Origin of the sequence: Pseudonocardia sp. McavD-2-B (assembly GCF_024124365.1) — a bacterium.
In the GTDB taxonomy this organism is placed as follows: domain Bacteria; phylum Actinomycetota; class Actinomycetes; order Mycobacteriales; family Pseudonocardiaceae; genus Pseudonocardia; species Pseudonocardia alni.
On sequence record NZ_JAMXSG010000001.1, the window covers coordinates 1 to 23,675 of the forward strand.

General features: G+C 74.4%; 24 protein-coding genes and 1 pseudogene. 14 read left to right on the plus strand and 11 right to left on the minus strand.

Annotated features, from left to right (window positions below):
- Positions 1–453 (plus strand): annotated as a pseudogene (locus tag NH602_RS00005) (hypothetical protein); the annotation flags it as partial.
- A gap of 79 nt (positions 454–532) precedes the next feature.
- Here the strand turns inward: NH602_RS00005 and NH602_RS00010 are convergent.
- The gene (locus NH602_RS00010; RefSeq protein ID WP_179762133.1) at positions 533–1,090 is read right to left on the minus strand and encodes a DUF305 domain-containing protein; all 558 of its coding nucleotides are present in this window, start codon (positions 1,088–1,090) and stop codon (positions 533–535) included.
- 63 nt (positions 1,091–1,153) lie between these two features.
- The gene (locus NH602_RS00015) at positions 1,154–1,600 is read right to left on the minus strand and encodes a DUF6153 family protein (RefSeq protein WP_253066633.1); all 447 of its coding nucleotides are present in this window, start codon (positions 1,598–1,600) and stop codon (positions 1,154–1,156) included.
- Positions 1,601–1,676: 76 nt separating this feature from the next.
- Here NH602_RS00015 and NH602_RS00020 point away from each other — a divergent pair, with 76 nt between their 5' ends.
- The 3 genes from NH602_RS00020 to NH602_RS00030 all read left to right on the plus strand — a co-directional run bounded on the left by NH602_RS00020 (position 1,677) and on the right by NH602_RS00030 (position 4,592).
- Positions 1,677–1,958 carry a metal-sensitive transcriptional regulator gene (locus tag NH602_RS00020; protein WP_073577472.1) on the plus strand — a complete coding sequence of 94 codons (282 nt, stop codon included), beginning with the start codon at positions 1,677–1,679 and terminating at the stop codon, positions 1,956–1,958.
- Between the two features lie 41 nt (positions 1,959–1,999).
- Positions 2,000–2,203 carry a heavy-metal-associated domain-containing protein gene (locus NH602_RS00025; RefSeq protein ID WP_073577379.1) on the plus strand — a complete coding sequence of 68 codons (204 nt, stop codon included), beginning with the start codon at positions 2,000–2,002 and terminating at the stop codon, positions 2,201–2,203.
- Between the two features lie 196 nt (positions 2,204–2,399).
- A complete protein-coding gene (locus tag NH602_RS00030) occupies positions 2,400–4,592 on the plus strand; it encodes a cation-translocating P-type ATPase (protein ID WP_253066708.1) in 2,193 nt (730 codons plus the stop codon).
- 206 nt (positions 4,593–4,798) lie between these two features.
- On the opposite strand, the gene NH602_RS00035 is transcribed toward NH602_RS00030, so the two are convergent.
- Positions 4,799–5,938 carry an FUSC family protein gene (locus tag NH602_RS00035; protein WP_179762130.1) on the minus strand — a complete coding sequence of 380 codons (1,140 nt, stop codon included), beginning with the start codon at positions 5,936–5,938 and terminating at the stop codon, positions 4,799–4,801.
- 194 nt (positions 5,939–6,132) lie between these two features.
- Here NH602_RS00035 and NH602_RS00040 point away from each other — a divergent pair, with 194 nt between their 5' ends.
- Positions 6,133–6,819: a gamma-glutamyl-gamma-aminobutyrate hydrolase family protein gene (locus NH602_RS00040; protein ID WP_179762129.1), complete on the plus strand. Its 687-nt coding sequence runs from the start codon at positions 6,133–6,135 to the stop codon at positions 6,817–6,819.
- Here NH602_RS00040 and NH602_RS00045 read toward each other — a convergent pair.
- The 4 genes from NH602_RS00045 to NH602_RS00060 form a co-directional block, all read right to left on the minus strand.
- Positions 6,791–8,905, minus strand: a complete 2,115-nt coding sequence (locus tag NH602_RS00045) for a xanthine dehydrogenase family protein molybdopterin-binding subunit (protein WP_179762128.1) — start codon at positions 8,903–8,905, stop codon at positions 6,791–6,793. The genes NH602_RS00040 and NH602_RS00045 overlap by 29 nt on opposite strands.
- Positions 8,902–9,918, minus strand: coding sequence for a xanthine dehydrogenase family protein subunit M (locus NH602_RS00050; RefSeq protein ID WP_179762127.1), 1,017 nt, complete (start codon positions 9,916–9,918; stop codon positions 8,902–8,904). The genes NH602_RS00045 and NH602_RS00050 overlap by 4 nt, the downstream gene beginning before the upstream one ends.
- Entirely contained in the window at positions 9,915–10,463 is a 549-nt protein-coding gene (locus NH602_RS00055; protein WP_062396781.1) for a 2Fe-2S iron-sulfur cluster-binding protein, read from the minus strand. The genes NH602_RS00050 and NH602_RS00055 overlap by 4 nt, the downstream gene beginning before the upstream one ends.
- 78 nt (positions 10,464–10,541) lie before the next feature.
- The gene (locus tag NH602_RS00060; RefSeq protein WP_251786662.1) at positions 10,542–11,108 is read right to left on the minus strand and encodes a TetR/AcrR family transcriptional regulator; all 567 of its coding nucleotides are present in this window, start codon (positions 11,106–11,108) and stop codon (positions 10,542–10,544) included.
- 118 nt (positions 11,109–11,226) lie between these two features.
- Here NH602_RS00060 and NH602_RS00065 point away from each other — a divergent pair, with 118 nt between their 5' ends.
- Entirely contained in the window at positions 11,227–12,063 is an 837-nt protein-coding gene (locus tag NH602_RS00065; RefSeq protein ID WP_305882374.1) for an LLM class flavin-dependent oxidoreductase, read from the plus strand.
- A gap of 30 nt (positions 12,064–12,093) precedes the next feature.
- Positions 12,094–13,347 (plus strand): FAD-dependent monooxygenase, encoded by a 1,254-nt coding sequence (locus NH602_RS00070; RefSeq protein ID WP_179762125.1) that lies wholly within the window; start codon positions 12,094–12,096, stop codon positions 13,345–13,347.
- Here the strand turns inward: NH602_RS00070 and NH602_RS00075 are convergent.
- Positions 13,299–13,754 (minus strand): MarR family winged helix-turn-helix transcriptional regulator, encoded by a 456-nt coding sequence (locus NH602_RS00075; RefSeq protein WP_073577371.1) that lies wholly within the window; start codon positions 13,752–13,754, stop codon positions 13,299–13,301. The genes NH602_RS00070 and NH602_RS00075 overlap by 49 nt on opposite strands.
- A 284-nt stretch (positions 13,755–14,038) precedes the next feature.
- On the opposite strand from NH602_RS00075, the gene NH602_RS00080 reads away from it, so the two are divergent.
- The 7 genes from NH602_RS00080 to eutC all read left to right on the plus strand — a co-directional run bounded on the left by NH602_RS00080 (position 14,039) and on the right by eutC (position 21,645).
- A complete protein-coding gene (locus NH602_RS00080; RefSeq protein ID WP_073577370.1) occupies positions 14,039–14,707 on the plus strand; it encodes an ABC transporter ATP-binding protein in 669 nt (222 codons plus the stop codon).
- A complete protein-coding gene (locus NH602_RS00085; RefSeq protein WP_073577369.1) occupies positions 14,704–15,924 on the plus strand; it encodes an ABC transporter permease in 1,221 nt (406 codons plus the stop codon). Before NH602_RS00080 ends, NH602_RS00085 begins: the two co-directional genes overlap by 4 nt.
- A gap of 31 nt (positions 15,925–15,955) precedes the next feature.
- Positions 15,956–17,617 (plus strand): HlyD family efflux transporter periplasmic adaptor subunit, encoded by a 1,662-nt coding sequence (locus tag NH602_RS00090; protein ID WP_253066634.1) that lies wholly within the window; start codon positions 15,956–15,958, stop codon positions 17,615–17,617.
- Positions 17,618–17,761: 144 nt separating this feature from the next.
- Positions 17,762–17,968: a hypothetical protein gene (locus NH602_RS00095; protein ID WP_073577367.1), complete on the plus strand. Its 207-nt coding sequence runs from the start codon at positions 17,762–17,764 to the stop codon at positions 17,966–17,968.
- 175 nt (positions 17,969–18,143) lie between these two features.
- A complete protein-coding gene (gene eat / locus NH602_RS00100) occupies positions 18,144–19,538 on the plus strand; it encodes an ethanolamine permease (protein WP_179762123.1) in 1,395 nt (464 codons plus the stop codon).
- Entirely contained in the window at positions 19,535–20,911 is a 1,377-nt protein-coding gene (locus tag NH602_RS00105) for an ethanolamine ammonia-lyase subunit EutB (protein ID WP_253066635.1), read from the plus strand. The genes eat and NH602_RS00105 overlap by 4 nt, the downstream gene beginning before the upstream one ends.
- Positions 20,908–21,645 (plus strand): ethanolamine ammonia-lyase subunit EutC, encoded by a 738-nt coding sequence (gene eutC / locus NH602_RS00110; RefSeq protein ID WP_073577364.1) that lies wholly within the window; start codon positions 20,908–20,910, stop codon positions 21,643–21,645. The genes NH602_RS00105 and eutC overlap by 4 nt, the downstream gene beginning before the upstream one ends.
- Before the next feature lie 72 nt (positions 21,646–21,717).
- Here eutC and NH602_RS00115 read toward each other — a convergent pair whose 3' ends face one another.
- From NH602_RS00115 to NH602_RS00125, 3 genes are all read right to left on the minus strand, one after another.
- Entirely contained in the window at positions 21,718–22,788 is a 1,071-nt protein-coding gene (locus NH602_RS00115; protein ID WP_253066636.1) for an ABC transporter ATP-binding protein, read from the minus strand.
- Between the two features lie 21 nt (positions 22,789–22,809).
- A complete protein-coding gene (locus NH602_RS00120; RefSeq protein WP_179762119.1) occupies positions 22,810–23,001 on the minus strand; it encodes a hypothetical protein in 192 nt (63 codons plus the stop codon).
- Between the two features lie 76 nt (positions 23,002–23,077).
- The gene (locus NH602_RS00125; RefSeq protein WP_100878442.1) at positions 23,078–23,662 is read right to left on the minus strand and encodes a TetR/AcrR family transcriptional regulator; all 585 of its coding nucleotides are present in this window, start codon (positions 23,660–23,662) and stop codon (positions 23,078–23,080) included.
- Positions 23,663–23,675: the final 13 nt, after the last annotated feature.

The window sequence follows — 23,675 nt, forward strand, 5'->3', positions numbered from 1 at the left end:
GCCCGTGCCGCCGCGCGCGAGGCACGGGATGCGGCCGCCCGCGCCGCCGACTCCGCGCGGTCCTCGGCCGGGACCTCCGGCGCCCCCTCGGATGACGGCCCGACCGGGTCCACCACGTGTGCCCTGGGCACCGCGGGCATGGAGGGCGTCGCCGCGAACGTGGCGACGGCCGGGGAGAAGCTGCGCTGCCTGTTCGGCGTCGACTCCGTGCTGGGCATCGGCAGCCGCGGCAACGCCTCCGACCACCCCAGCGGCAAGGCTCTGGACTTCATGGTCGACAAGGCGACGGGCGACCGGCTCGCCGCCTACGCCCGGCAGAACCGGGACGAGCTCGGGATCTCCTACATCATCTGGCAGCAGCGCATCGACACCGGCAGCGGCTGGAAGGCCCAGGAGGACCGGGGCGGGGCGACGGCGAACCACATGGACCACGTGCACATCTCGTTCACCTGACGTCTCGACGACGATCGCCGCGTCCGAGGGGTCCGGTGCCGTTCCCGGCACCGGACCCCTCAGCCGTGACGATCTCCGCTCAGCCCAGCAGCGTCCGCATCTCCGCGATCTCCGCCTGCTGGGCGTCGACGATCTGCTGCGCCAGCTCCCGCGCCCGCGGGTCCACCCCGGCGTCGAGCTCGGCGCGGGCCATGGTCACCGCCCCCTCGTGGTGGGCGATCATCATCTGGAGGAACGACCGGTCGAACGCGGCGCCGGACGCGCGCCCCAGAGCGGCCATCTGCTCGTCGGACATCATCCCGGCCATCCCGGCCATGTCGCCGTGACCGCCGTGGTGGTCCGCGGCGGGTGCGGCGCCCCAGTCGGCCAGGAACCCCCGGAGCCGGCCGATCTCCGGGCCCTGGGCCGCCTCGATCCGGGCGGCGAGGTCGCGCACCCGGGCTCCGGCGCGGTCGTCGGCGAGCCGCGCCATCGCGACCGCCTGCTCGTGGTGCGGGATCATGCCCTGGGCGAAGGCGACGTCGGCGCTGCTCGACGAGGCCGCGGGCGGGGCGGACGCTCCCCCGCCGGCACAGCCGGTCAGGACGAGGGCAGCGGCCAGTGCCGTGGCGGCGAGCGCCACGTTCGTGCGTGTCATGTGTCGGTACTCCCGTGTCGTGGGTGCTCGGCGGCTCCGGCGCTCTCCCGCGCCGGAGGCCGGTCACGTCCGCGACACGCAGAGCAGCGCGAGCCGTCGCGGGACCGGGGGCGGACGGGCCACCGGTGCGGTCCGCGGACTCCCCGGGCCGGCCGGCCCCCGCGACGACGGCAGCGGCGCGAACCCGGCCAGCAGCACCGCCGCAGCCAGGACGACCCCGGCCGCGAGCACGGCCAGGCACAGGTGCAGCAGGTGCGACGCCCCGTCGTGGGGCACGCCGCGCGGGTCGGGATGCGCGGCCCCCTGAGCCCCGGCGGGCGCGACCCCGTGCGGGCCGGGATGCGCCGGCCCCGGGGCGGCGTGGAGCGTGCCCCCGTGCGTGACGACGGGTGCGGCGGCGGGAGCGTGGTGTACACCGGAGGACACGGGCGGCGCCGCGAGCGCGTGCATCCCCAGCAGCCCGAGCAGCACCGGCAGCACGAGCACGAGCAGCCGGGTCCGGTCCGTCACACCCCGCACGCTACAGGCACGGTAGATACCATTACCCCCTAGGGGTATGGTGACGGTGGACCCCGAGGAGGACGCGATGCCCGGCTACGCCGACACCAAGGACGCGCACGTCAAGCGGATGCGCCGGATCGAGGGCCAGGTCCGCGGCATCACGAAGATGATCGAGTCCGACAAGTACTGCATCGACGTGCTGACCCAGGTCGCCGCGGTCAACAAGGCCCTCGAGGCCGTCGCGCTGGGCCTGCTCGACGAACACCTGAAGCACTGCGTCGCCGACGCCGCCACCGAGGGTGGCCCCGTCGCCGAGGAGAAGATCCGGGAGGCCAGCGCGGCGATCGCCCGGCTGGTCCGTTCCTGACACCCGACGTTCTTGAAACCCCGCACCCAGGAGAGAGCACGATGAGCACCGCCAGCTACACCGTCACCGGCATGACCTGCCAGCACTGCGTCGCCTCGGTCACCGAGGAGATCGGCGAGATCTCCGGCGTCACGGACGTGGCCGTCGACCTGCCGACCGGCGCCGTCACCGTCACCAGCGACGGCGAGGTCTCCCCCGACGCCGTCCGTGACGCCGTGCACGAGGCGGGCTACCAGCTCGCCTGAGCACCCCCCTGACCGCCCACCCGGCGCGGGTCGCCACCGCCACCCGCGCCGGGTCACCCCCGGAGGACCGACCATGAGCGACACGTCCCCGGCCCACGGACCCGTCACCGCGCTGCCCCGCGCAGCCGCGACCGGGACCGTCGCCGAGAGCGATGCCGACAGCACCGTCACCGAGATCGAGCTCGCCGTCGGCGGCATGACCTGCGCGTCCTGCGCCAACCGGATCGAGCGCAAGCTCAACAAGCTCGACGGCGTCAGCGCGACCGTCAACTACGCCACCGAGAAGGCGCGGATCAGCGCCCCGGGCGGCGTCGGGCTCGAGACCCTGCTCGGGACCGTCGAGGCCGCCGGCTACACCGCCACCCCGCCGAGCGCCGGAACCGACGAGGACCCCGAGCGCGACCTGCGCGACCTGCGGAACCGGCTCATCGGCGCCGCCGTGCTGTCGGTGCCGGTCGTCGTCCTCGCGATGACGCCCGCATGGCAGTTCGTCGGCTGGCAGTGGGTGTCGCTGCTGCTGACGCTGCCGGTCTGGGGCTGGGCGGGCGCGCCGTTCCACCGCGCCGCCTGGACGAACCTGCGCCACGGCGCCGCCACGATGGACACCCTCGTCTCGATGGGGACGACGGCGGCCCTGGCCTGGTCGCTCTACGCGTTGTTCCTCGGCACCGCCGGGATGCCCGGCATGGTGCACCCGTTCGAGCTGACGATCTCGCGCACCGACGGCAGCGGGAACATCTACCTGGAGGTCGTCGCCGCGGTCGTCACGTTCGTGCTGGCCGGGCGCTACGTCGAGCTCCGCTCCCGGCGCCGGGCCGGTGCCGCGCTGCGCGCGCTGCTGCAGATGGGCGCGAAGGACGTGACGGTGCTCCGCGACGGCGCCGAGGTGCGCGTCGCCGTCGACGAGCTCGCCGTGGGCGAGGAGTTCGTCGTGCGTCCCGGGGAGAAGGTCGCCACCGACGGCGAGGTCGTCGACGGCCGCTCGGCGGTCGACGTCTCGATGCTGACCGGTGAGTCGGTGCCGGTCGAGGTCCGGGCAGGCGACGCCGTCGTCGGCGGGTGTGTGAACTCCGGCGGGCGGCTCGTCGTGCGGGCCACCCGGGTCGGCTCGGACACCGCGCTCGCGCAGATGGCGCGACTGGTCGAGGAGGCGCAGAACGGCAAGGCCGAGGTGCAGCGCCTGGCCGACCGGATCTCCGCGGTGTTCGTGCCCGTCGTCGCCGTGATCGCCGCCGCGACACTGCTGGTCTGGATCCTCACCGGCGCACTCGCCTCGACGGCGTTCACCGCCGCCGTCGCCGTACTGATCATCGCCTGCCCCTGCGCGCTCGGGCTGGCCACGCCGACCGCGCTGCTGGTCGGCACCGGGCGCGGCGCCCAGACCGGCATCCTGATCAAGGGCCCGGAGATCCTGGAGTCCACCCGGCGGGTCGACACCGTCGTGCTCGACAAGACCGGCACCGTCACCACCGGGACCATGGCGCTGACCGGCGTGCACACCGCCGACGGCACCGACGAGGCGACCGTGCTGCGCCTCGCCGGGGCCCTCGAGAGCGCCTCGGAGCACCCGGTGGCCGCCGCGATCGCCGGTGCGGCGACCGAGCGGGTCGGTGACCTGCCCGCCGTCACGGACTTCACCAACCACGAGGGCCTCGGTGTGCAGGGCGTCGTCGACGGCCACGCCGTGCTCGTCGGCCGTCCGCGGCTGCTGGAGCAGTGGTCGGTCCCGCTGCCCGACGACCTCGCCGCGGTCGCCGCGGACGAGGCCGCGCGGGGCCGTACGACGGTCGCCGTCGCGTGGGACGGGGCCGCCCGTGCCGTGTTCGTCGTCGCCGACACCGTGAAGCCGACGTCGGCCGAGGCGATCGCGGAGTTCCGCAGGCTCGGGCTGCGCCCGGTGCTGCTCACCGGGGACAACCGGGCCGTCGCCGAGACCGTGGCCCGTGAGGTCGGCATCGAGCCCGGCCCGGACACCGTCCTCGCCGACGTGCTGCCCGCGGACAAGCTCGCCGTGGTGGAGCGGCTCCAGGAGCAGGGCCGGGTCGTCGCGATGGTCGGCGACGGGGTGAACGACGCGGCCGCGCTCGCCCGGGCCGACCTGGGCCTGGCCATGGGCACCGGCACCGACGTGGCGATCGAGGCGTCGGACATCACCCTGGTCCGGGGTGACCTGCGGGCCGCGGCCGACGCCGTCCGGCTCTCCCGGCGCACCCTGGGCACGATCCGGGGCAACCTGTTCTGGGCGTTCGCCTACAACACGGCCGCGATCCCGCTGGCCGCGTTCGGGTTGCTCAACCCGATGATCGCGGGAGCGGCGATGGCGTTCAGCTCGGTGTGCGTGGTGCTCAACAGCCTGCGGCTGCGCCGGTTCCGCCCGCTGGCGGACTGACCCCTGCTCGGCGTCGTCGGTGCGGAACTCCGACGACGCCCTCCGACAGGTCGTCGGCGCTCGTCGTGCGTGCGCGGTGATCGGAGTGGTGTTGGGGGCGGCCCCGCCGGCTGCAGGATCTCAACCGACAGGACCTGGGCCGGCGTACGCCCCGGGTACGAGCGCCGACATGGTCCTGACGTACCCCGTCGGCGGCCGGCCACACGTCACCGCTCCGCCGGATGCAGATCCGGGCTGCGGTCGGCCGGTCCGGCGTGCACGTGGTCCAGGCAACGCCGCAGGTGCAGCACGATCCCCGACGCGGCGAGGCTGTCCTCCCAGCCCGCGCGCTGGGAGTCGAGCCGGTCGGTGACCCGGTCCAGCGCGTCCCGGGCGGCGGCCAGGTGGTGGCGGTGCCCGTCGAGCCCGGCGGGTGCGGGGCCGCGGGTCAGGTGCGCGAGCTCCGCCGACCGGATCGCGGTGGCCAGGTCGCCCATCGCCTCCGCGACCGGGGTGCGCAGCGCGGGGTCGAGGACGAGCACGGTGCGCTCGGCCCACGCCGTCTGGGCCAGGACCGTGCTGATGTCGCGGACGAGCACCGCGAGCTGTTCCAGGGTCTGCGCGGCCTCGTAGAGCTGCTGGCCGCGGGCCCGGTAGGCACGTGCCCGCAGGTTGGCCCGCCGGCCGGCGTCGGCGGAACGGACCGCCTCCCGGGTCGCATCGATCAGAGGCTCGAAGTGGTGGCGGTGGCGTGTCCACTCCTCGCGCTCCGGCGGCCACTGCTCGGCCAGGACCTCGGCCATCTCCTGCAGGTGGTCGGCGATGCCGTCACGCAGCCGCGCCACCACGCGGTGCGCGCGGGCGTTCTGCGGCGGGGGCGGCAGGACCAGGGTGACCGCGACCCCCACGAGCACCCCCAGCAGGGTCTGCCCCAGGTAGCCGGCCATGAACCCGGACGGGTCGGTGGCGCCGATGAGGATGGTGAACAACGCCGCGGTCGGGATCAGGTCCCGGGCGGTGGCCAGCACGGGGGCGGCACCCGCCGCGATCCCGGCCAGCACAGCCGCGGCCACCGCCCACCACTGCGCGCCGCCCAGGTGCAGGGCGGCGGCGCCGAGACCGACACCGAGCCCGGTGGCGAGCACGGCGTGCAGGCTCTGGCGCAGCGAGTCGAAGACGGTCGGGTAGCAGACGAGCAGGGCACCGAGCGGTGCGTAGTAGGGGTACTGGCCGAGCACACCGGGGACGAGGGTGGCGAGGTACCAGGCCGCGCCGGCTGCGGCGCCGGCCCGCCACGCCAGTCGCATGCGGTGGCGCAGCCCCTCGGTGAACGGGGAGGCCGGGGAGTTCGGGTGGTGCGGGATCAACGACGGCTCCGTCGGTCGTGCAGGTGATGCGGGAAGCGGGGCCGGCTGTTCGACCGCGGAGGAGCCCTGACCACCCGACGGCCGCGGGGAACGCGGTGGAGTCCGGGGTGGCGCCGTGCGCACACGGGCGCGGGCCGCAGGAGTACTACCCACGGCCACGCGGCACAAACCCGGACGGTGGCAGGGTGTGCCGGGTGCGCGCCATCGTGATCGGCCACGACCACGTCGCCGGCCTCGGGGCGCTGGGACCGGCCCTGGAACGACGCGGGATCCGTCCGGAGTGGACGACGGTGGTGCCCGCGGACCGGTACGACACCCCGGACGTCGACGCCGGGTTCCCCGATCCGACGGGGGCCGGCCTGGTGGTCACCCTCGGCGCGCCGTGGCCGAGGGAGCGGATCGCGGGGTGGGCGGTCCGTGAGGTCGCGTTCCTGCGCCGGGCGCACGACGCCGGTGTGCCGGTGCTGGCGATCTGCTTCGGCGCCCAGCTCCTCGCCGAGGCGCTCGGCGGCTCCCGGACGACGCTGCCGGCCGCCCGGATCGGATGGCACACGGTCGACCCGGCCGATGGCCGCCTCCCGGCCGGGCCGTGGTTCTGCTGGAACGCCGAGCAGCTCGTCGCACCGACCGGGGCGGAACTGCTCGCCGCCGGCGGGGCCGGACACGAGGCGTTCGTGGCCGGTCGCAGCGTGGGCGTGCAGTTCCACCCCGAGATGACCGTGGACCTGCTGGAGCGCTGGTACACCCTCGGTGTGCCCGACGGCCTCGACACGCGGGCCCTGCGGGCGGCGACGGCGGCCCAGGACCCGCAGCAGCTCGCCGAGCGGGCCGAGCGGGTCCTGGCGCTCGCGCTCAGGCCCCCAGGAAGTGCTCCAAGGTGATCGGCAGCGACCGGACCCGCACGCCGGTGGCGTGGTGGGCGGCGTTCGCGACGGCCGCGGCCACCCCGACGATCCCGATCTCCCCGATCCCCTTGGCGCCCACCGGGTTGACGTGCGGGTCGTCCTCGTCGACCCACTCGGCGTCGATGTCGCCGACGTCGGCGTTCGCCGCCACGTGGTAGCCGGCGAGGTCGTGGTTGACGACGTGCCCGCGGGCCGGGTCGACGACGCCCTCCTCGTGCAGCGCCATCGACAGCCCCCACACCATCCCGCCGAGGAACTGCGAGCGCGCGGTCAGCGGGTTGAGGATGCGGCCCGCGGCGAACACCCCCAGCATCCGCGGCACCCGGATCTCGCCGGTGTCGGCGTGCACCGCGACCTCGACGAAGTGCGCCCCGTGCGCACCCATCGCGTACTCGGCCATCGCCGGGTTGTGCCCGGCGACGCCGTCGGCCTCCGCCGCGTCCTCGGGGTCGGTGCCCCACTTGTCGCGGAACCGGTCGGCGGCCTCGACGATCGCCGTCGCCCAGGACGCGGTACCCGCCGACCCACCGGCCATGGTCGCGTGCGGCAGCCCGGTGTCGCCGAGGTTCAGGTCGACCTGCGCGGGCGGCACCCCGAGCGCCTCGGCCGCGATCTGGGTGAGCACCGTGCGGGCGCCCTGCCCGATGTCGGCCGCGGCGATGTCCACCCGGTAGCGGCCCGGCGCACCGGCACCGCCGTCGGAGTACCGGATCGCGGCGGCGGAGCCGGGCATCGCGAAGGTCGGGAAGAACGCGGCGGCGACGCCGGTGCCGTGCCACCAGCCGTCGACGAGCCGGGTGCGCGGGCGCGGGTCCCGGTCGGCCCAGCCGAACCGCTCGGCGCCGCGCCGCAGGCAGGCCACGAGGTTGCGGCTGGAGAACGGCCTGCCGGTGTCGGGGTCGACGTCGGGCTCGTTGCGGATCCGCAGCTCGACCGGGTCGATCCCGAGCGCGACGGCGAGCTCGTCCAGCGCGGACTCCGCGCCGAAGCTGCCGGGCGCCTCGCCGGGTGCGCGCATGTACGTCGGCGTGGACAGGTCCAGCGGCACGACCCGGTGCGAGGTCCGCCGGTGCGGCGACGCGTAGAGGTGCCTGCTGATCACTGCGGTCGGCTCGCCGAACTCGGCCATCCGCGCGCCGGACTCGACGACGTCGTGGGCGAGGGAGTGCAGCCGCCCGTCGGTCCCGGCACCGAGCCGGACCCGCTGCACGGTCGCCGGGCGGTAGCCGGTCAGGTCGGTCATCTCGCGGCGGGTCAGCGCCAGCTTGACCGACCGTCCGGGGACCGCCCGGGCGGCGACGACGGCCAGCACCGACCCGCCGTGCAGCGTGCCCTTGGTACCGAACCCGCCGCCGACGTGCGGTGAGACGACGGTGACGTCGTCGTCGCCGATGCCGAACATCTGCGCGAGCTCGCGCCGGGCCGACCACACCGCCTGCGAGGCCTCGAACAGCGTGAGGTGGTCGCCGTCCCAGCGGGCGACGGTGCTGTGCGGCTCCATCGGGTGGTGGTACTCGATCGGCGTCCGGTAGGTGGCGTCGACCTGCACCGGGGCCGCGGCGAACGCGGCGTCCGGGTCGCCGGTGGTGGCGTCCGGCGGGAACGCGACGACGACCTCGGGGGTGTAGGCCTCCGGCGAGGCCGGGTCGAACGCGGTGGTGGCCGGCTCGGCGTCGTAGGTGACGACGACCAGGTCCGCCGCCTCCCGGGCCGCCTCGGCGGTCTCCGCGAGCACGGCGGCCACGTACTGGCCGCGGTGGTGCACCTCGCCGGACTGCAGCACCGTCTGTTCGGGGGTGGCGCTGCCGTCGATCCGGGGCGCGGTGTCCGGGGTGAGCACCGCGACCACCCCGGGGACCGCGGCCGCGGCGGTGGTGTCGACGGCGCGGACCCGCCCGCGGGCGACCGTCGCGCCGACGCCGCGCAGGTGCAGCGGGTCGACCGCGTCCTGCTCGTAGGCGTAGACGGCGTTGCCGGTGACCTTGGCGGGGCCCTCGATCCGGGTGTGCGAGGTGCCCGCGGCGCCGTCGGTCGTGGTGCCGGGGGTGACGGTGCTGGTCATGCGGCCTCCGTCCGGTGCGCGGCGAGGCCGCGCAGGGTGGCGGTGACCGTGCCGGCCACCAGCGGGATCTTGAAGGCGTTGCCGCCGACGGCGGTGTCGACGGCGCGGGCATCGGCGGTCTCGGCCGTCGCGGCGGCGCGGAACGCCTCGTCGGTGGCGGGCCCGCCGAGCAGCGCCTGCTCGGCGCGGCGCGCCCGCCACGGCCGGTGCGCGACCCCGCCGAGGGCGATCCGCACGTCGCGGACGGTGCCGTCGTCGGCGACGTCGAGGGCCGCGGCGACCGACACCAGCGCGAACGCGTACGAGGCGCGGTCGCGGACCTTGCGGTAGGTGGAGTGCGCGGCGACCGGCAGCGCGGGCAGCTCGACCGAGGTGATCAGCTCCCCGTGCTCCAGCACGGTGTCGCGGCCCGGGTCGTCGCCGGGCAGCCGGTGCAGCTCGGTGGCGGCGACGGTGCGCTCCCCGTCCGGGCCGAGGACGTGCACGCGGGCGTCGAACGCGGCCAGCGCGACCGCCATGTCCGACGGGTGGGTCGCGATGCAGCCGCCCTCGGGTGCGCCGAGGATCGCGTGGTGGCGGGCCCAGCCGTGCTGCGCGGAGCAGCCCTGCCCGGGGTCGCGCTTGGTGCAGGGCGCGGTGAGGTCGGCGAAGTAGGAGCAGCGGGTGCGCTGCAGCAGGTTCCCGCCCGTCGTCGCCATGTTGCGCAGCTGCCCCGAGGCCCCGGCGAGCAGCGCCGCGGACAGTGCCGGGTAGTCGCGCCGGACCCGCGGGTCCACGGCGACGTCGGTGTTGCGGGCGCCCGCGCCGATGGACAGGCCGCCGTCGGGGGTCGGGGTGATCCCGGTGGGCAGCAGGCCGGTGACGTCGACGAGCGTGCCCGGCTCGACCAGGCCCAGCTTGAGGTGGTCGACGAGGTTGGTCCCGCCGGCCAGGTAGGCGGCGGACGGGTCGGCGGAGACGACCGCGACCGCCGCCGCGGCGTCGCCGGGACGGGTGTAGGCGAACGGCTTCACCGCGACGCCCCCGTCCCGGTGCCCACGGCACCGACGGCGTCGACGATGCCGGAGTAGGCGGCGCAGCGGCACAGGTTCCCGGACAGGCGCTCGGCGATCTCGGCGCGGTCCAGCACGGCCGGTCCGTCGCCGGACAGGTCGGCGGTGACCGCGCTGGGGTGCCCGGCGCGTGCCTCGTCCAGCATCCCGACGGCCGAGCAGATCTGGCCGGGGGTGCAGTAGCCGCACTGGTAGGCGTCGTGCGCGACGAAGGCCTCGGCGAGCGGGTGCAGGTCCGCACCGGTGCCGAGGCCGTCGGCGGTGGTGACTGCGGCGTCGTCGTGGGCGACGGCGAGCGAGAGGCAGGACAGCACGCGGCGGCCCGGCCCCTGTTCACCGGGTGCGGCCAGCAGGACGGTGCACGCACCGCACTGGCCGTGGTCGCAGCCCTTCTTGGCGCTGGTCACGCCGAGCCGGTCACGCAGCGCGTCGAGGACGGTGGTCCGGGTGTCGACCGTCAGCTCGTGGCGACGGCCGTCGACGGTGAGGGAGATCGTGGAGTCCACGATGGTGCGCTCCTTCGGGAGACGGAGTGGAGAGCTCGAAACGGAGCCTCCTCCGGAAATATAGGAACGCTGTTCCGGTTACGCAACCCGGAGGCCCGCGAGGAAGAAGCCGACGGCGCGGCGGGCGTCGTAGGCGGAGTCGGCCTCGGCGCCGAAGCACAGGTTGCCGATCCCCCGCAGCACCTCGTAGGCGGTGACGTCGGACGGCAGCTGCCCAGCCTCCCGCGCCGCCCGGACGATCTCCTCCCCCGCCGGCAGCAGGCGCTCCAGGAACAGCTCGTGCAGCGCGGCGGAGCGGCCGTCGTCGTGGACGAGCATCGCGACCAGCCCGTGCTTGGTGACGAGCAGGTCGACGAACTCCCCGACCCAGGCCGTGAGGGCGTCGAACGGCGTCGGACCGGCGTCCAGGCAGGTCCGTGCCGCCGCCGCACACCCCTCGACCTGGTGCCGGTAGACGGCGACGACCAGGTCGGGCCGGGTCGGGAAGTGCCGGTAGACCGTCCCCACGCCGACCCCCGCGCGGGCGGCGATCGCCCGGACCGGCGCGTCGACGCCCGCGGTCACGAACTCGGCCGCGGCGGCCTCGAGCAGGGCGGCACGACTGCGCCGGGCGTCGGACCGGACCGGTTCCCGCTGCACACCCACCGCACACTCCCTTGCTGACCGGAACACTGTTCCGTATCGTACTCGGAACATTGTTCCGTTTCATCGTCCGCCGTCGTCCCGCACAGGAGTTCCCGTGTCCCGAGCGTCCATCGGCATCATGACCGCCCAGATGCAGACCACCTACGACGACCTGCTGCGCGTCTGGCTGGAGGCCGACGAGCTGCCCGGCATCGAGCACGCCTGGCTGTTCGACCACCTCATGCCGATCGGCGGCGACCCGCTGGGGCCGGCCCTCGACGGCTGGACCACCCTGTCCGCGCTGGCCGCTCGGACCCGACGGCTGCGTCTGGGTCTGCTGGTCACCAGCAACCGGTTCCGCCCGCCCGCGGTGCTGGCCAAGATCGCGACGACGGTCGACGTCGTCTCCGGCGGACGGCTCGACCTGGGCATCGGCGTCGGGTCCCGCCCGGACCACCCGCTCGCCCGCCGCGAGTACGAGGCGCACGGCCTGCCCTTCGCCGCCACCGCCGACGCCGTCACCGCGCTCGACGAGGCCTGCACGGTGATCCGGCGGCTGTGGACCGAGACCGAGCCGTTCGACGTCGCCGGCGAGCAGGTGCGGCTCACCGGCGCGTTCGGCAGCCCGAAGCCGGTGCAGGCCCACCCGCCGATCGTGATCGGCGGACGGGCCAGGGCGACGCTGCGGATCGCGGCCCGGCACGCCGACGTCTGGAACATCCCCGGCGGCGACCTCGACGACGCCGTCGCCCGCAGCGCGCTGCTCGACGAGCTGTGCGCCGACATCGACCGGGACCCGGCGGAGATCACCCGGTCGATCCACCTGGGCGTCTCCTACGACGACCCGACGGACGCCCGCGAGCGGGTGTCCGCCGCCGTCGGCGCGGGCTTCGGGCACGTGGTCCTGGGGCTGCCCGCCCCGTTCCCGCAGGGTGCCGCCCGCTGGGTGGCCGACGAGATCGTCGCGCAGGTTTAGCCGACCGGATAGTTCGGTCATCTAACTACCATGGCCTCCTCCCGGCACGCCCTCATCTCCGGCGCCGGCATCGCCGGCTCCGCGCTCGCCCTGCGCCTGGCCGCGTACGGCTGGCGGACGACCGTCCTGGAGCGCGCGCCGCGGCAGCGCGACGAGGGGCACAACATCGACGTCCGTGGCACCGCCCGTGAGGTCCTGCGCCGGATGGGCCTGGAGGACGCCGTGCGGGCCGCCGGCACCCGCGAGGTCGGCTTCCGCGTGATCGGCGACGACGGGCGCCCGGTCGCCGAGATCCCGATGGACCCGACCGGGTCGACCGACGGTCCGACCGCCGAGCTGGAGATCCTGCGCGGCGAGCTGGCCCGGGTGCTGATCGGGGCCGCGCCGGGGTCCACGGCGTTCCGGTTCGGCACCCGGATCACCGGCGTCGAGGACCGGGGCGCCGGCGACGGCCCGGCCCGGGTCGCCCTCGACGACGGCACCACGGTCACCGCCGACCTCGTCGTGGTCGCCGAGGGGCTGCGGTCGCGCACCCGCGACCTGGTGTTCGACGACGTCACCGTCCGCGAGACCGGCCTGTACGGCGCCTACCTGACGATCCCCCGCACCGCCGACGACGACGCCTGGTGGAACTGGTTCCACGAGACCGGCTCGCGCGGGGTGCACCTGCGCCCGGACAACCTGGGCACCACCCGCGCCATGCTGACCTTCCTGTCCGGGGTGCGCGGCCTGGAGACCCTCGGCGACGCCGACGTCCGCACCGTCCTGCGGCGGACCTTCGCCGACGCGGGCTGGGTCGCCCCGCGGATCATGCGGGAGCTCGGCGACGGGCCGGGCGGGGCCCCGATGTACTTCGACGCCGTCGGGCAGGTCACGGCCCCGCGCTGGAGCTCGGGACGGGTGGTACTGCTCGGCGACGCCGCGTACTGCCCGTCGCCGCTGGGCGGCGGGGGCACGAGCCTGGCCCTGATCGGTGCCTACGTACTGGCCGGGGAGCTGGCCTCCCGCCCCGGCGACACCGCGGGTGCGCTACACCGCTACGAGGAGCTGCTGAGGCCCGCGACCGAGCAGGCGCAGAAGCTGCCGCCGCTGACGCTGGCCAACCCGCGGACCCGGGCCGGGATCCGGACGCTGCGCACCGCGTTCCGGGCCGTCGCGAGCCCGGTCGGGAAGCGGGTGACCGGGCTGCTCGGGGCCACCCCGACCGGCGCGGTCGACGCGTTCCGGCTCCCGGACTACCCGGCGCCGAGCTCGTCGAGCGTGGCGACGACCGCGCGCAGGTAGCGCTCGACGACCTCGCCCTCGTCGGCGGAGAGGCGGCGGGCGACGTCGTCGAGGGCCCGGACGGCCGGCTCCCACTGCGCGAGCCGCGCGCGGAAGGACTCCTCCCGCGAGCGCACGGTGACCCGGCGGCGGTCGTGCGGGTCGGGGACACGCTCGAGGTGGCCGGCCGCCTCGAGCCGGTCGATCAGCGCGGTGGTCGAGGCCGGCCGCAGGTCCAGCCGCCGGGCCAGCTCGGTCGGCCCGAGCGAGCCGTGCACGTCGAGCAGCCGCAACGCCCACAGGTCGGTCGGGTGCAGCCCCGCCCGCCGGGCCTGCCTGCCGGTGAACTCGTGGGTCGCCCGGTTCACCGCCTCCAGCGCGACGGTCGGGCCGGCCAGCCCCTCCAGCAGGTGTCGTCGCTCGCCCATGCGGCCTCCCGGCGTCGGTCCACGGCACCGTAGCCGGACGGGCCCGGCCGCAGCCGCGGCAGGACCGGTCACGAGGTGGTCACGAATTCGCGACGCCGTTTCGGGGACACCTCCCCGCTCTCGGCCGTCGAATGGGAATGATTCCGCATTAACTGATCGACGACCCGCAGGTGACGGCCCTGCGCAACCTTCCACCCGATCGGGTGACGCCACATTTCTGCGCACCATTCCCGACGGCGACCCGACGATTTCCCGGAACCGCCCCGTGCGTAATCTCCGGAATCGTGATCGAGCTGGAGGGGGTCTCCAAGGTCTACCGGACCGGAGCCCTCGAGCTGCGCGCACTCGACGCCGTGGACCTGCACGTCGACGACGGCGACCTCGTCGCGATCATGGGCCCCTCCGGCTCGGGCAAGTCCACGATGATGAACATCCTCGGCTGCCTCGACGTGCCGAGCTCCGGCGCCTACCGGCTCGACGGCATCGACGTCGGCCGGATGTCGGACAACCGGCTCGCCGACGTCCGGCTGCAGAAGATCGGTTTCGTCTTCCAGTCGTTCAACCTGCTGCCGCGCACCTCGGCGCTGGCCAACGTGGAGCTGCCGCTGGTCTACGCCGGCGGGCGCGACCGCCGGGGCCGGGCGCGGCGCGCGCTGGAGCGGGTCGGGCTCGGCGACCGCGGCGACCACCGGCCCAACGAGCTCTCCGGTGGCCAGCAGCAGCGCGTCGCGGTGGCCCGTGCCCTGGTCACCGACCCCTCGATGATCCTGGCCGACGAGCCGACGGGGAACCTCGACACCGCCTCGACCACCGACGTCATGAACCTGTTCGTGGAGCTGAACGAGAGCGGCCGCACCGTCGTGCTGATCACCCACGAGCCCGAGGTCGCGGAGTTCGCCAAGCGCGTGGTGACCCTGCGCGACGGCCGGATCGTGGGTGACGAGCGCCGATGACGATCTGGGAGTCCGCGCGGATCGCGGTACGGGGCCTGCGGGCCGGGCCGCTGCGGTCGCTGCTGACGATGCTCGGGATCATCATCGGGGTCGCCGCGGTGATCGTGCTGGTCGCCTTCGGCAACGGTCTGCAGCGCTTCGTCGCCGACGCGTTCGGCCCGCTCGCCAACCAGATCCAGATCACCCCGGACCGCGGTGGCATCAGCGGCAGCGGCACGCCGCGCGACCTCACCGACGCCGACGTCCGCGCCCTGCGGGACCGGGCCTCCGCGCCCGCGGTCGCCTCGGTCAGCCCGACGGTGACCGGCTCGGCGCAGCTGCAGCTGGCCGGTGGCGGGAGCGTCCGCAGCGGCGTGACCGGCGCCGACGCCGACTACCTCGACATCACCAACCGGGAGCTCGTCGTCGGGTCGTTCTTCGACGACCGCCAGGCCACGACCCGGGCGAAGGTCGTCGTGCTCGGCCCCAACCCGGTGGCGACGCTGTTCGGCGGCCGCGCCGGCGAGGCGCTCGGCTCGGAGGTGCGGATCGGCCGCACCTCGTTCCGGGTGATCGGCGTGCTCGCCGCCAACGGCCAGCAGGACGACATCGCCGTCATGCCGCTGGGCGCCGCACGCGCCTACCTGACCGGTGGCGGCGACGTCGTCGACCAGATCACCGTGCGCGCGGTGTCCACCGACGCGGTGCCGCAGGCGGTCGAGCAGGTCACGACGGTCCTCGACGACCGGCACCGCATCGACGACCCGCAGGACCGCGACTACACCGTCACCGCGCTGCAGAGCCTGCTCGACCAGTCCTCGCAGGTCCTGAGCTTCGTGACGATCTTCGTCGCGGCGGTCGCGGGCATCTCGCTGCTGGTCGGGAGCATCGGCGTCGCCAACATCATGCTGGTCACGGTGACCGAGCGGACCCGCGAGATCGGCATCCGCAAGGCCATCGGCGCGCGCCGCCGCGCGATCCTGCAGCAGTTCCTCATCGAGGCGATGGTCTTGACCGGCATCGGCGGGGTCATCGGGATCCTGGTCGGCGTCGGTGTGTCCGTGCTGGCCGGGATCGTCCTGCCCCGCCTCGTACCCGACTTCCCCGCCCCGACGGTGTCGGCCGGATCGGTGGTGCTCGCCTTCGGGGTGAGCCTGCTGATCGGGCTGCTCGCGGGCGGTTTCCCCGCCAACCGGGCCGCGCGGATGCGGCCCATCGACGCCCTGCGGCACCAGTGACAGCGCCCGCGACAGCACCGAGGAGCACTTCATGACCCGACTGCGGCTCGCGGGCAGCCTGCTGCTCGCCGGACTCGTCGGCCTCACGGCCTGCACCGGAGGGGACCAGCCGCCGCCGACTGCCGTCGTCGACCGGGGTGTGGTCTCCACCGGGGTGTCGGCGTCGGGGTCGCTGGTGTCGATCACCCAGCAGAACCTCGGGTTCACCGACGGCGGCCGGGTCACCGAGCTGCTCGTGGAGGTCGGCGAGACCGTCGCCGCCGGGCAGCCGCTCGCCCGGCTCGACGACGCCGAGGCCCGGTCCCAGGTCGCCGCCGCGCAGGCGGGGCTGGACCAGCAGCAGGCGTCGCTGGGCAAGCTGACCGGCGCGAACACCGTCGAGGCCGCGCAGGCGTCGCTGGCCTCGGCGGAGTCGGTACTGGCCGCGACCCGCGACCAGGTCGGGGCGCAGAACGCGGCGAACGACACCGCCGTCGAGCGGGCGAGGGTCCAGCTCGCCTTCGACCGCAAGCAGCTCGCCGCGGCCCAGGAGAAGCTGGAGACCGACCGGCGGGCCTGCAAGCGCTCCGGCGGCAGCACCGCGTCCGCGACCCCGGAGCCCACCGCCGACCCGTCCGGCGGCGGGCTGCTCGGCGGTCTGTCCGGCGGGTCCGGCACCTCGGGCGGGTCCGGCCTCGGCGCGGCGACGACCGACCCGGCCTGCACCGCCGTCGCCACCGACGAGCAGGCCGTGACGACGGCGAAGGGCCAGGTCATCACCTCGCAGACGGCGCTGGCGCAGGCCGAGGGCACCCGCGACACCGGCGCCGCCTCCGGCCGGGTCTCGATCGCGAACGCCGAGAGCGCGGTGTCCGACGCCCGCTCGCAGCTCACCGGGGCGAACAACGACGCACCTGCCGACGTCGCGGTGCAGGACGCCGTGGTCGCCGACGCCCGCAACACCCTCGCCGACGCCCAGCGCGCGCTCGACGACACCCTGCTGCGCGCCCCGGTCGCCGGCACCGTGTCCGCGATCAACGGCGCGGTCGGTGACGTCGTGCCCGCCGCGAGCGCCGCGACCGCGCTCGCCCCCGGCACCGACGCCCGGATCCCGCAGGCCGTCGGGTCGGCCTCGGCGGCCTCGGGCGGCGCGGGGGCCGTCGGTGGCGGCGCGTCCGCGGCGGGCGGGGCGCCGTTCCTCACCCTCAACGACCTGCAGACCTATCAGCTGGTCGTCCCGTTCGAGGAGAGCGACGCCGCGCGGGTCGCGCCGAACCAGACCGTCGACGTCACCGTCGACGCGTTGCCCGGGGTGAGCCTGCCGGCGACCGTGGTGGCCGTCGCGCCGACCGCGACGCAGCTGTCGGGCGTCGTGAGCTACTACGCGACCGTCGTGCTGAACCGCACCGACCCGCAGCTGCGCGACGGCCAGACCGCGCAGGCCGACGTGCGCACCGAGGCCCGCAACGGGGTGCTGCGGGTGCCGAACACCGCCGTCCGGCAGGAGGGCGGCCGCTCGGTCGTCGACGTGCCCGGCGACGACGGCGCCGCGGTGACCCGGCAGTTCGTCCCCGGCCTGGTGGGCGACCAGTTCACCGAGGTGCGGTCCGGCCTCGACGACGGCCAGCAGGTCCTGCTGCCGCAGGCCACCGTCGAGGCGACGCCGGGCCGTCCTGGCGGCGGGCCCGGCGGGGGTGGCCAGGGCGGGAACTGACCGCCGCGGGGTCACGCTCGGCGGCCCGCTCGCCCGTTCACCGAGTCACGGGTGTCGGTCGTTCGGTCCCGCAACGATCACTGCCAGGCTGGCCCACGCACATCCGTAGGACGCGGCCCCGGGCCGCATCGGGAAGGAGCAGTCGTGGGCGACATCGCCGGCAAGTTCGACAAGGCGTACGAGGGCAAGGGCGTCGAGGAGCTGGCCGACGCCCCCGTCGACGCGCTGAAGGGCGTCTCCGAGGGCGACGCGAAGCTCCTCAAGGAGGCGTTCAACATCACGACCGTCCGTGACCTGGGCACCAACAAGTTCTTCCTCTGGGCGCAGGCGATCAGCAAGCTCGCGGACTGAGCACCCCGGTGCGGGGCGGTGCGGGCGCCACCGCCCCGCACCGCCCCGCACCCCGCGGCGGACACACACTCTTCACACGGTTACCCCGCGCGGCCCTACCCCGGTCCGGCCCGCACTCCCTAGCTTGTCCCCACACCGACGGTTCCGTCGGCGAGGACGTGCCCGGGAGGACGCCATGGCCCACGATCCGTCGGAGTACCTGGAACGACGACAGCTGCGGACCGGGGCGGCGGGCTGGGTCCTGCTCGCCGGGCTCGGCGTCAGCTACGTCATCTCCGGCGACTACTCCGGCTGGAACTTCGGCCTCGCCCAGGGCGGGTTCGGCGGGCTGCTGATCGCCGGTGTCGTCATCGCGGGCATGTACTTCGCGATGGTGCTGGGCATGGCCGAGCTGTCCTCGGCGCTGCCCGCCGCGGGCGGCGGCTACACCTTCGCTCGCCGCGCGCTGGGCCCGTGGGGCGGGTTCGCGACCGGCACCGCGATCCTCATCGAGTACGCCATCGCCCCCGCGGCGATCGCCACCTTCATCGGCGCCTACGTCGAGTCACTCGGCCTGTTCGGGATCACCGACGGCTGGTGGGTCTACCTCGCCGCCTACCTGGTGTTCATCGGTATCCACATCGCCGGGGTCGGCGAGGCCCTCAAGGTCATGTTCGTGATCACCGCGATCGCCGTGCTCGGGCTGCTGATCTTCGCCGTCGCCGCCGTGCCGCTGTTCGACGCCGCGAACCTCGTCGACATCGCGCCGACCGCGGCCGCCGGGGCGTCACCGTTCCTGCCGTTCGGCTACCTGGGGATCTGGTCGGCGGTGCCGTTCGCGATCTGGTTCTTCCTCGCGCTGGAGGGCGTCCCGCTGGCCGCGGAGGAGGCACGCGACCCCGAGCGCAACGTGCCCCGCGGGATCGTCGCCGCGATGCTGGTCCTGCTCGTCACCGGGGCGCTGGTGCTGGTCCTCGCGACCGGCGCGCTCGGCGCGCAGACGCTGTCGGAGTCGGGCAACCCGCTCGTCGAGGCGCTCGGCGGGTCGACCGCCGGGGTCGTCGTCAACTACGTCGGTCTGGCCGGGCTCGTCGCGAGCTTCTTCTCGATCATCTACGCCTACTCCCGCCAGACCTTCGCGCTGTCGCGTGCCGGGTACCTGCCGCGGGTGCTGTCGGTGACCAACAGCCGCAAGGCGCCCACCCTCGCCCTGATCGTCCCCGGCGCGATCGGGTTCCTGCTCTCGCTGACCGGGCAGGGGGACGTGCTGCTGAACATGGCGGTGTTCGGGGCCGCGCTGTCGTACGTGCTGATGATGGTCAGCCACATCGTGCTGCGCCGGACCGCGCCGGAGATGCCGCGGCCCTACCGGACCCCCGGCGGCGTCGTCACGACCGGGTTCGCGCTGGTCGTCGCCGTGCTCGCCGTCATCGCGACGTTCCTCGTCGACCCGGTCGCGGCGGGCGCGACCCTCGGCGCCTTCGCCCTGTTCATGCTGTACTTCGCGCTCTACTCCCGACACCACCTGGTCGCCGCGGCCCCCGACGAGGAGTTCGCGGCGCTGGCACAGGCGGAGGCCGAGCTCACGTGACGACCCGCAGGGCCTCCGTCGGGGGGCACACCCACGAATTCGCGGACCTGCGGGCGCTGCTGGCCGCCGCCACCCCGGAACGCTCCGGGGACGTGCTGGCCGGTGTCGCCGCCCGCTCGGAGTCCGAGCGCGTGGCCGCCCAGACGGTGCTCGCCGACCTGCCGCTCGCGACGTTCCTGACCGAGCAGGTCGTCCCCTACGAGGACGACGAGGTGACCCGCCTGATCCTCGACTCGCACGACCGCGCGGCGTTCGCCCCCGTCGCGTCGATGACCGTCGGCGGTTTCCGCGAGCACCTGCTCGATCCCACCACCGACACCACCTCGCTCGCCCCCGGCCTGACCCCGGAGATGGTCGCGGCCGTCTCGAAGCTGATGCGGTTGCAGGACCTGATCGCCGTCGCGCGGCGCACCCCGGTCGTCACCGCGTTCCGCTCGACGGTCGGGCTGCCCGGCACGATGGCGACCCGGCTGCAGCCCAACCACCCCACCGACGACCCGTCCGGGGTGACCGCGTCCATCGTCGACGGGCTGCTGCTCGGCTGCGGCGACGCCGTCATCGGCATCAACCCGGCGACGGACTCGCCGCAGCGCACCACCGACCTGCTGCACCTGATCGACGAGGTGCGCACCCGCTACGACATCCCCACCCAGTCCTGCGTGCTCGCCCACGTCACGACCTCCATCGAGATCATGGAGCGCGGCGCCCCGGTGGACCTGGTGTTCCAGTCCGTCGCCGGCACCGAGGCGGCGAACACCGGGTTCGGGGTGACCCTGGCGATGCTGCGCGAGGCACACGACGCGGCGCTGTCACTGGGCCGGGGCACCGTCGGCACGAACTGCATGTACTTCGAGACCGGGCAGGGCTCCGCGCTGTCCGCCGACGCCCACCACGGCGTCGACCAGCAGACCCTCGAAGCCCGCGCCTACGCCGTGTGCCGGGCGTTCGACCCGCTTCTGGTCAACACCGTCGTCGGGTTCATCGGGCCGGAGTACCTCTACGACGGCAAGCAGATCACCCGTGCCGGGCTGGAGGACCACGTGTGCGGGAAGCTGCTGGGTGTCCCGATGGGTGTCGACGTCTGCTACACCAACCACGCCGAGGCCGACGCCGACGACACCGACGCCCTGCTCACCCTGCTCGGCGCGGCCGGTTGCTCATTCGTGATCTGCGTGCCCGGCGGCGACGACGTGATGCTCCACTACCAGTCGCTGTCCTTCCACGACGCGCTCTACGCCCGTCAGGTGCTGGGCCTGCGTCCCGCCCCCGAGTTCGAGGGATGGCTGTCCACCATGGACATGCTGGCACCGGACGGACGGCTCAAGGAGCTCGCACCGTCCGCGGTCCGGGCGCTCACGGCAGGTGTGGGGTGAGCGCGGCGGACCCGCTGGAGCTGCTGCGGGCCTCCACCCGGGCGCGGGTGGCGCTCGGCCGGGCCGGGGACGCACTGCCGACCGCGCGGCTGCTGGAGCTGCGCGCCGCGCACGCCGCGGCCCGCGACGCCGTGCACACCCCGCTCGACGTCGACGCGCTCACCGACCGGATCGCCGCGCTCGGGGTGGACACGCTGCGCGCCGCCGGGGCCCCGGCCGACCGCACCGAGTACCTGACCCGGCCCGACCTGGGCCGCCGCCTCGCCGACGGCGCCGACCTGCCGCGCGGGGAGCACGACGTGGTGCTCGTCGTCGCCGACGGGCTCTCGCCCCGCGCGGTCGCCGAGCACGCCCCGGGGATGCTGGCCGAGATCCTCGACCGGCTCGACGGGTGGCGGGTGGCGCCGGTCGTCGTCGCCACCCAGGCCCGGGTCGCGCTCGGCGACGAGATCGCGACCGCGGTCGGGGCGCGGCACGTCGTCGTGCTCGTCGGGGAGCGGCCGGGGATGAGCTCGGTCGACTCGCTCGGGCTGTACTTCACCTACGACGCCCACCGCGGCCGCCGCGACTCCGAGCGCAACTGCATCTCCAACGTCCGACCGCCGCACGGCACCGGCTACGCCGCCGCCGCGACCACGCTCGCCCTGCTGATGAGCGAGGCGCGGCGGCTGAAGCTGTCCGGGGTCGCGCTCAAGGCGGACCCGGCACTGCCCTCGGGAGACGCCGGGAGCTGAGCCCGCACCGGCAGGTCTCCCTGCGCGTCGTCCCGTCGAAGCGCGCGGCGGGATGGACCGGGACCCCCTCCGTCAGCCGCTGACCCGCGGGTGGACGTCGGTGGGCCAGTCGTCGCCGCCCGCTCGCGCCTCCTGCCGGGTCGTCCCGTCCCGCGACGGGCCGGTGGACGCCGCGTCGGCATCGGCGTACTGCTCCCGGATCGCCTCCTGGGCCGACTCGGGCAGCTCGTGCAGCATCGCCTGGACCCGCTCACGGCGGCGGTGCACCGCCTGCCGGTCGGGCATCCCGGTCGACGCCACGAGCTGCGGCTTCATCTCCGGACGCCCCTCCAGCTCACCACTCGCCTCCTCCATCTCACGGGCGGCCTGCGCGGCGTCCTTCTCCTCCGACATCCCGATCGGCCCCTCACGACGACCGTTCAGGAACTGCGCCACCACCGGCTCGTCGGAGGTCAGCAACACCTCCCGCGGACCGAACATCGACAGATGCTTGCGATAGAGCAGCCCGATGTTGTCCGGCACCGTCTGCGCCGAGTTGATGTCGTGGGTGACGATCAGGAACGTCGAGTCCGTCATCGCGTTCAGATCGATGATCAGCTGGTTCAGATACGCCGTGCGCACCGGGTCCAGACCCGAGTCCGGCTCGTCGAAAAGAATGATCTTCGGATCCAGCACCAACGCCCGCGCCAGCCCCGCCCGCTTACGCATACCACCCGAGATCTCACCCGGCAGCTTGCCCTCGGCACCGACCAGACCGACCATGTCGATCTTCTCCATGACGATGTCGCGGATCGCCGACTCCGACTTACGCGTGTGCTCCCGCAACGGGAACGCGATGTTGTCGAACAGGTTCATCGACCCGAACAACGCACCGTCCTGGAACAACACCCCGAACAGCTTCCGGATCTCGTACAGCTCGGACTCCGAGCACTTGCACAGGTCGACGCCCTCGATCACGATCGACCCCCGCTCCGGCTTGAGCAGCCCGATCAGGGACTTCAGGAACACCGACTTGCCCGTACCCGACGGCCCGAGCAGCACCGACACCTCACCCGCGGGCAGCGTCAGGCTCACGTCCGACCAGATGTTGGCCCGACCGAAGGACTTCGTCAGCCCCTCGACCTTCACCTCGACACCCGTCATGGGGTCACGTCTCCTTCTCGCCTAGAAGTTGCGCAGGTCGGACACGAGCCACCGGCCGTCGACCCGCTCGACCGTGACCTCGGCGCGGCCCGCGGTGGTGCGCGGCGGCTCGCCGGTGCGGGCGGCCTCCTGCGTGAAGTAGAGCAGGGCGGTGACCCGGTCGTCGTCGGCGGACACCACGCCGGCCCGGGTGACGACGGTCCGTGTCCCCACCCCGCGGTCCAGGGCCGGGCGCCCGGATGCCGATCCTGGAGCGCGCGGGCGCCGGCCGAGCGCCGGCGGCCGCGGTTCACCGGGGCCTGAGCGCGGCGGGCCCGGCCCCGACGAGGCGCAGCGCGAACTCCGCGAGCTGCCAGGCGACCTCGTTCTCCCCCGGGCCCGCATCGTCGCGGAACCACACCGCGACGCCCATCCCCTGGTCGAGGATCGCGTACGACGCGAGCTGCGGCGACGCGACCGAGAACACCCCGGCGTCGGCACCGTCGGCGATCAGCCGCCGGAAGCGCTGCTCGTAGTCGGCGCGCCTGGCGAGGATCTCCGACCGGTGCGGTTCGGTCAGGCTGCGCAGCTCCCGGTTACCGACGAAGGCCTCCACCCGGTTCCGGGCGTGGAAGCGCACGTGCGCCTCGACGGCGCGGCGCAGCCGTTCGACCGGGTCGTCGATCCCGGCCACCGCGGCGTCGTGCTCGCGGATCAGCGCGTCCATGGTGGCGTCGATGACCGAGGCGAGCAGCTCCTGCTTGGAGCGGACGTGCTTGTAGAGGCTCGGCCCGCGGATCCCGACGGCGGCTCCGATGTCGGCCATCGTCGTCGCCTCGTAGCCGCGGCGGGCGAACTCCGCCAGCGCCGCCGACCGGATCTGATCACTCCGCACGGCTAGCAGTCTA

Coding starts and splice junctions, on each gene's coding strand:
- NH602_RS00010 (WP_179762133.1), bottom strand. CDS start 1,090: ATGACACGCACGAACGTGGCGCTCGCCGCCACGGCACTGGCCGCTGCC.
- NH602_RS00020 (WP_073577472.1), top strand. CDS start 1,677: ATGCCCGGCTACGCCGACACCAAGGACGCGCACGTCAAGCGGATGCGC.
- NH602_RS00025 (WP_073577379.1), top strand. CDS start 2,000: ATGAGCACCGCCAGCTACACCGTCACCGGCATGACCTGCCAGCACTGC.
- NH602_RS00030 (WP_253066708.1), top strand. CDS start 2,400: ATGACCTGCGCGTCCTGCGCCAACCGGATCGAGCGCAAGCTCAACAAG.
- NH602_RS00045 (WP_179762128.1), bottom strand. CDS start 8,905: ATGACCAGCACCGTCACCCCCGGCACCACGACCGACGGCGCCGCGGGC.
- NH602_RS00065 (WP_305882374.1), top strand. CDS start 11,227: ATGACCGCCCAGATGCAGACCACCTACGACGACCTGCTGCGCGTCTGG.
- NH602_RS00070 (WP_179762125.1), top strand. CDS start 12,094: ATGGCCTCCTCCCGGCACGCCCTCATCTCCGGCGCCGGCATCGCCGGC.
- NH602_RS00075 (WP_073577371.1), bottom strand. CDS start 13,754: ATGGGCGAGCGACGACACCTGCTGGAGGGGCTGGCCGGCCCGACCGTC.
- NH602_RS00085 (WP_073577369.1), top strand. CDS start 14,704: ATGACGATCTGGGAGTCCGCGCGGATCGCGGTACGGGGCCTGCGGGCC.
- NH602_RS00090 (WP_253066634.1), top strand. CDS start 15,956: ATGACCCGACTGCGGCTCGCGGGCAGCCTGCTGCTCGCCGGACTCGTC.
- eat (WP_179762123.1), top strand. CDS start 18,144: ATGGCCCACGATCCGTCGGAGTACCTGGAACGACGACAGCTGCGGACC.
- NH602_RS00115 (WP_253066636.1), bottom strand. CDS start 22,788: ATGACGGGTGTCGAGGTGAAGGTCGAGGGGCTGACGAAGTCCTTCGGT.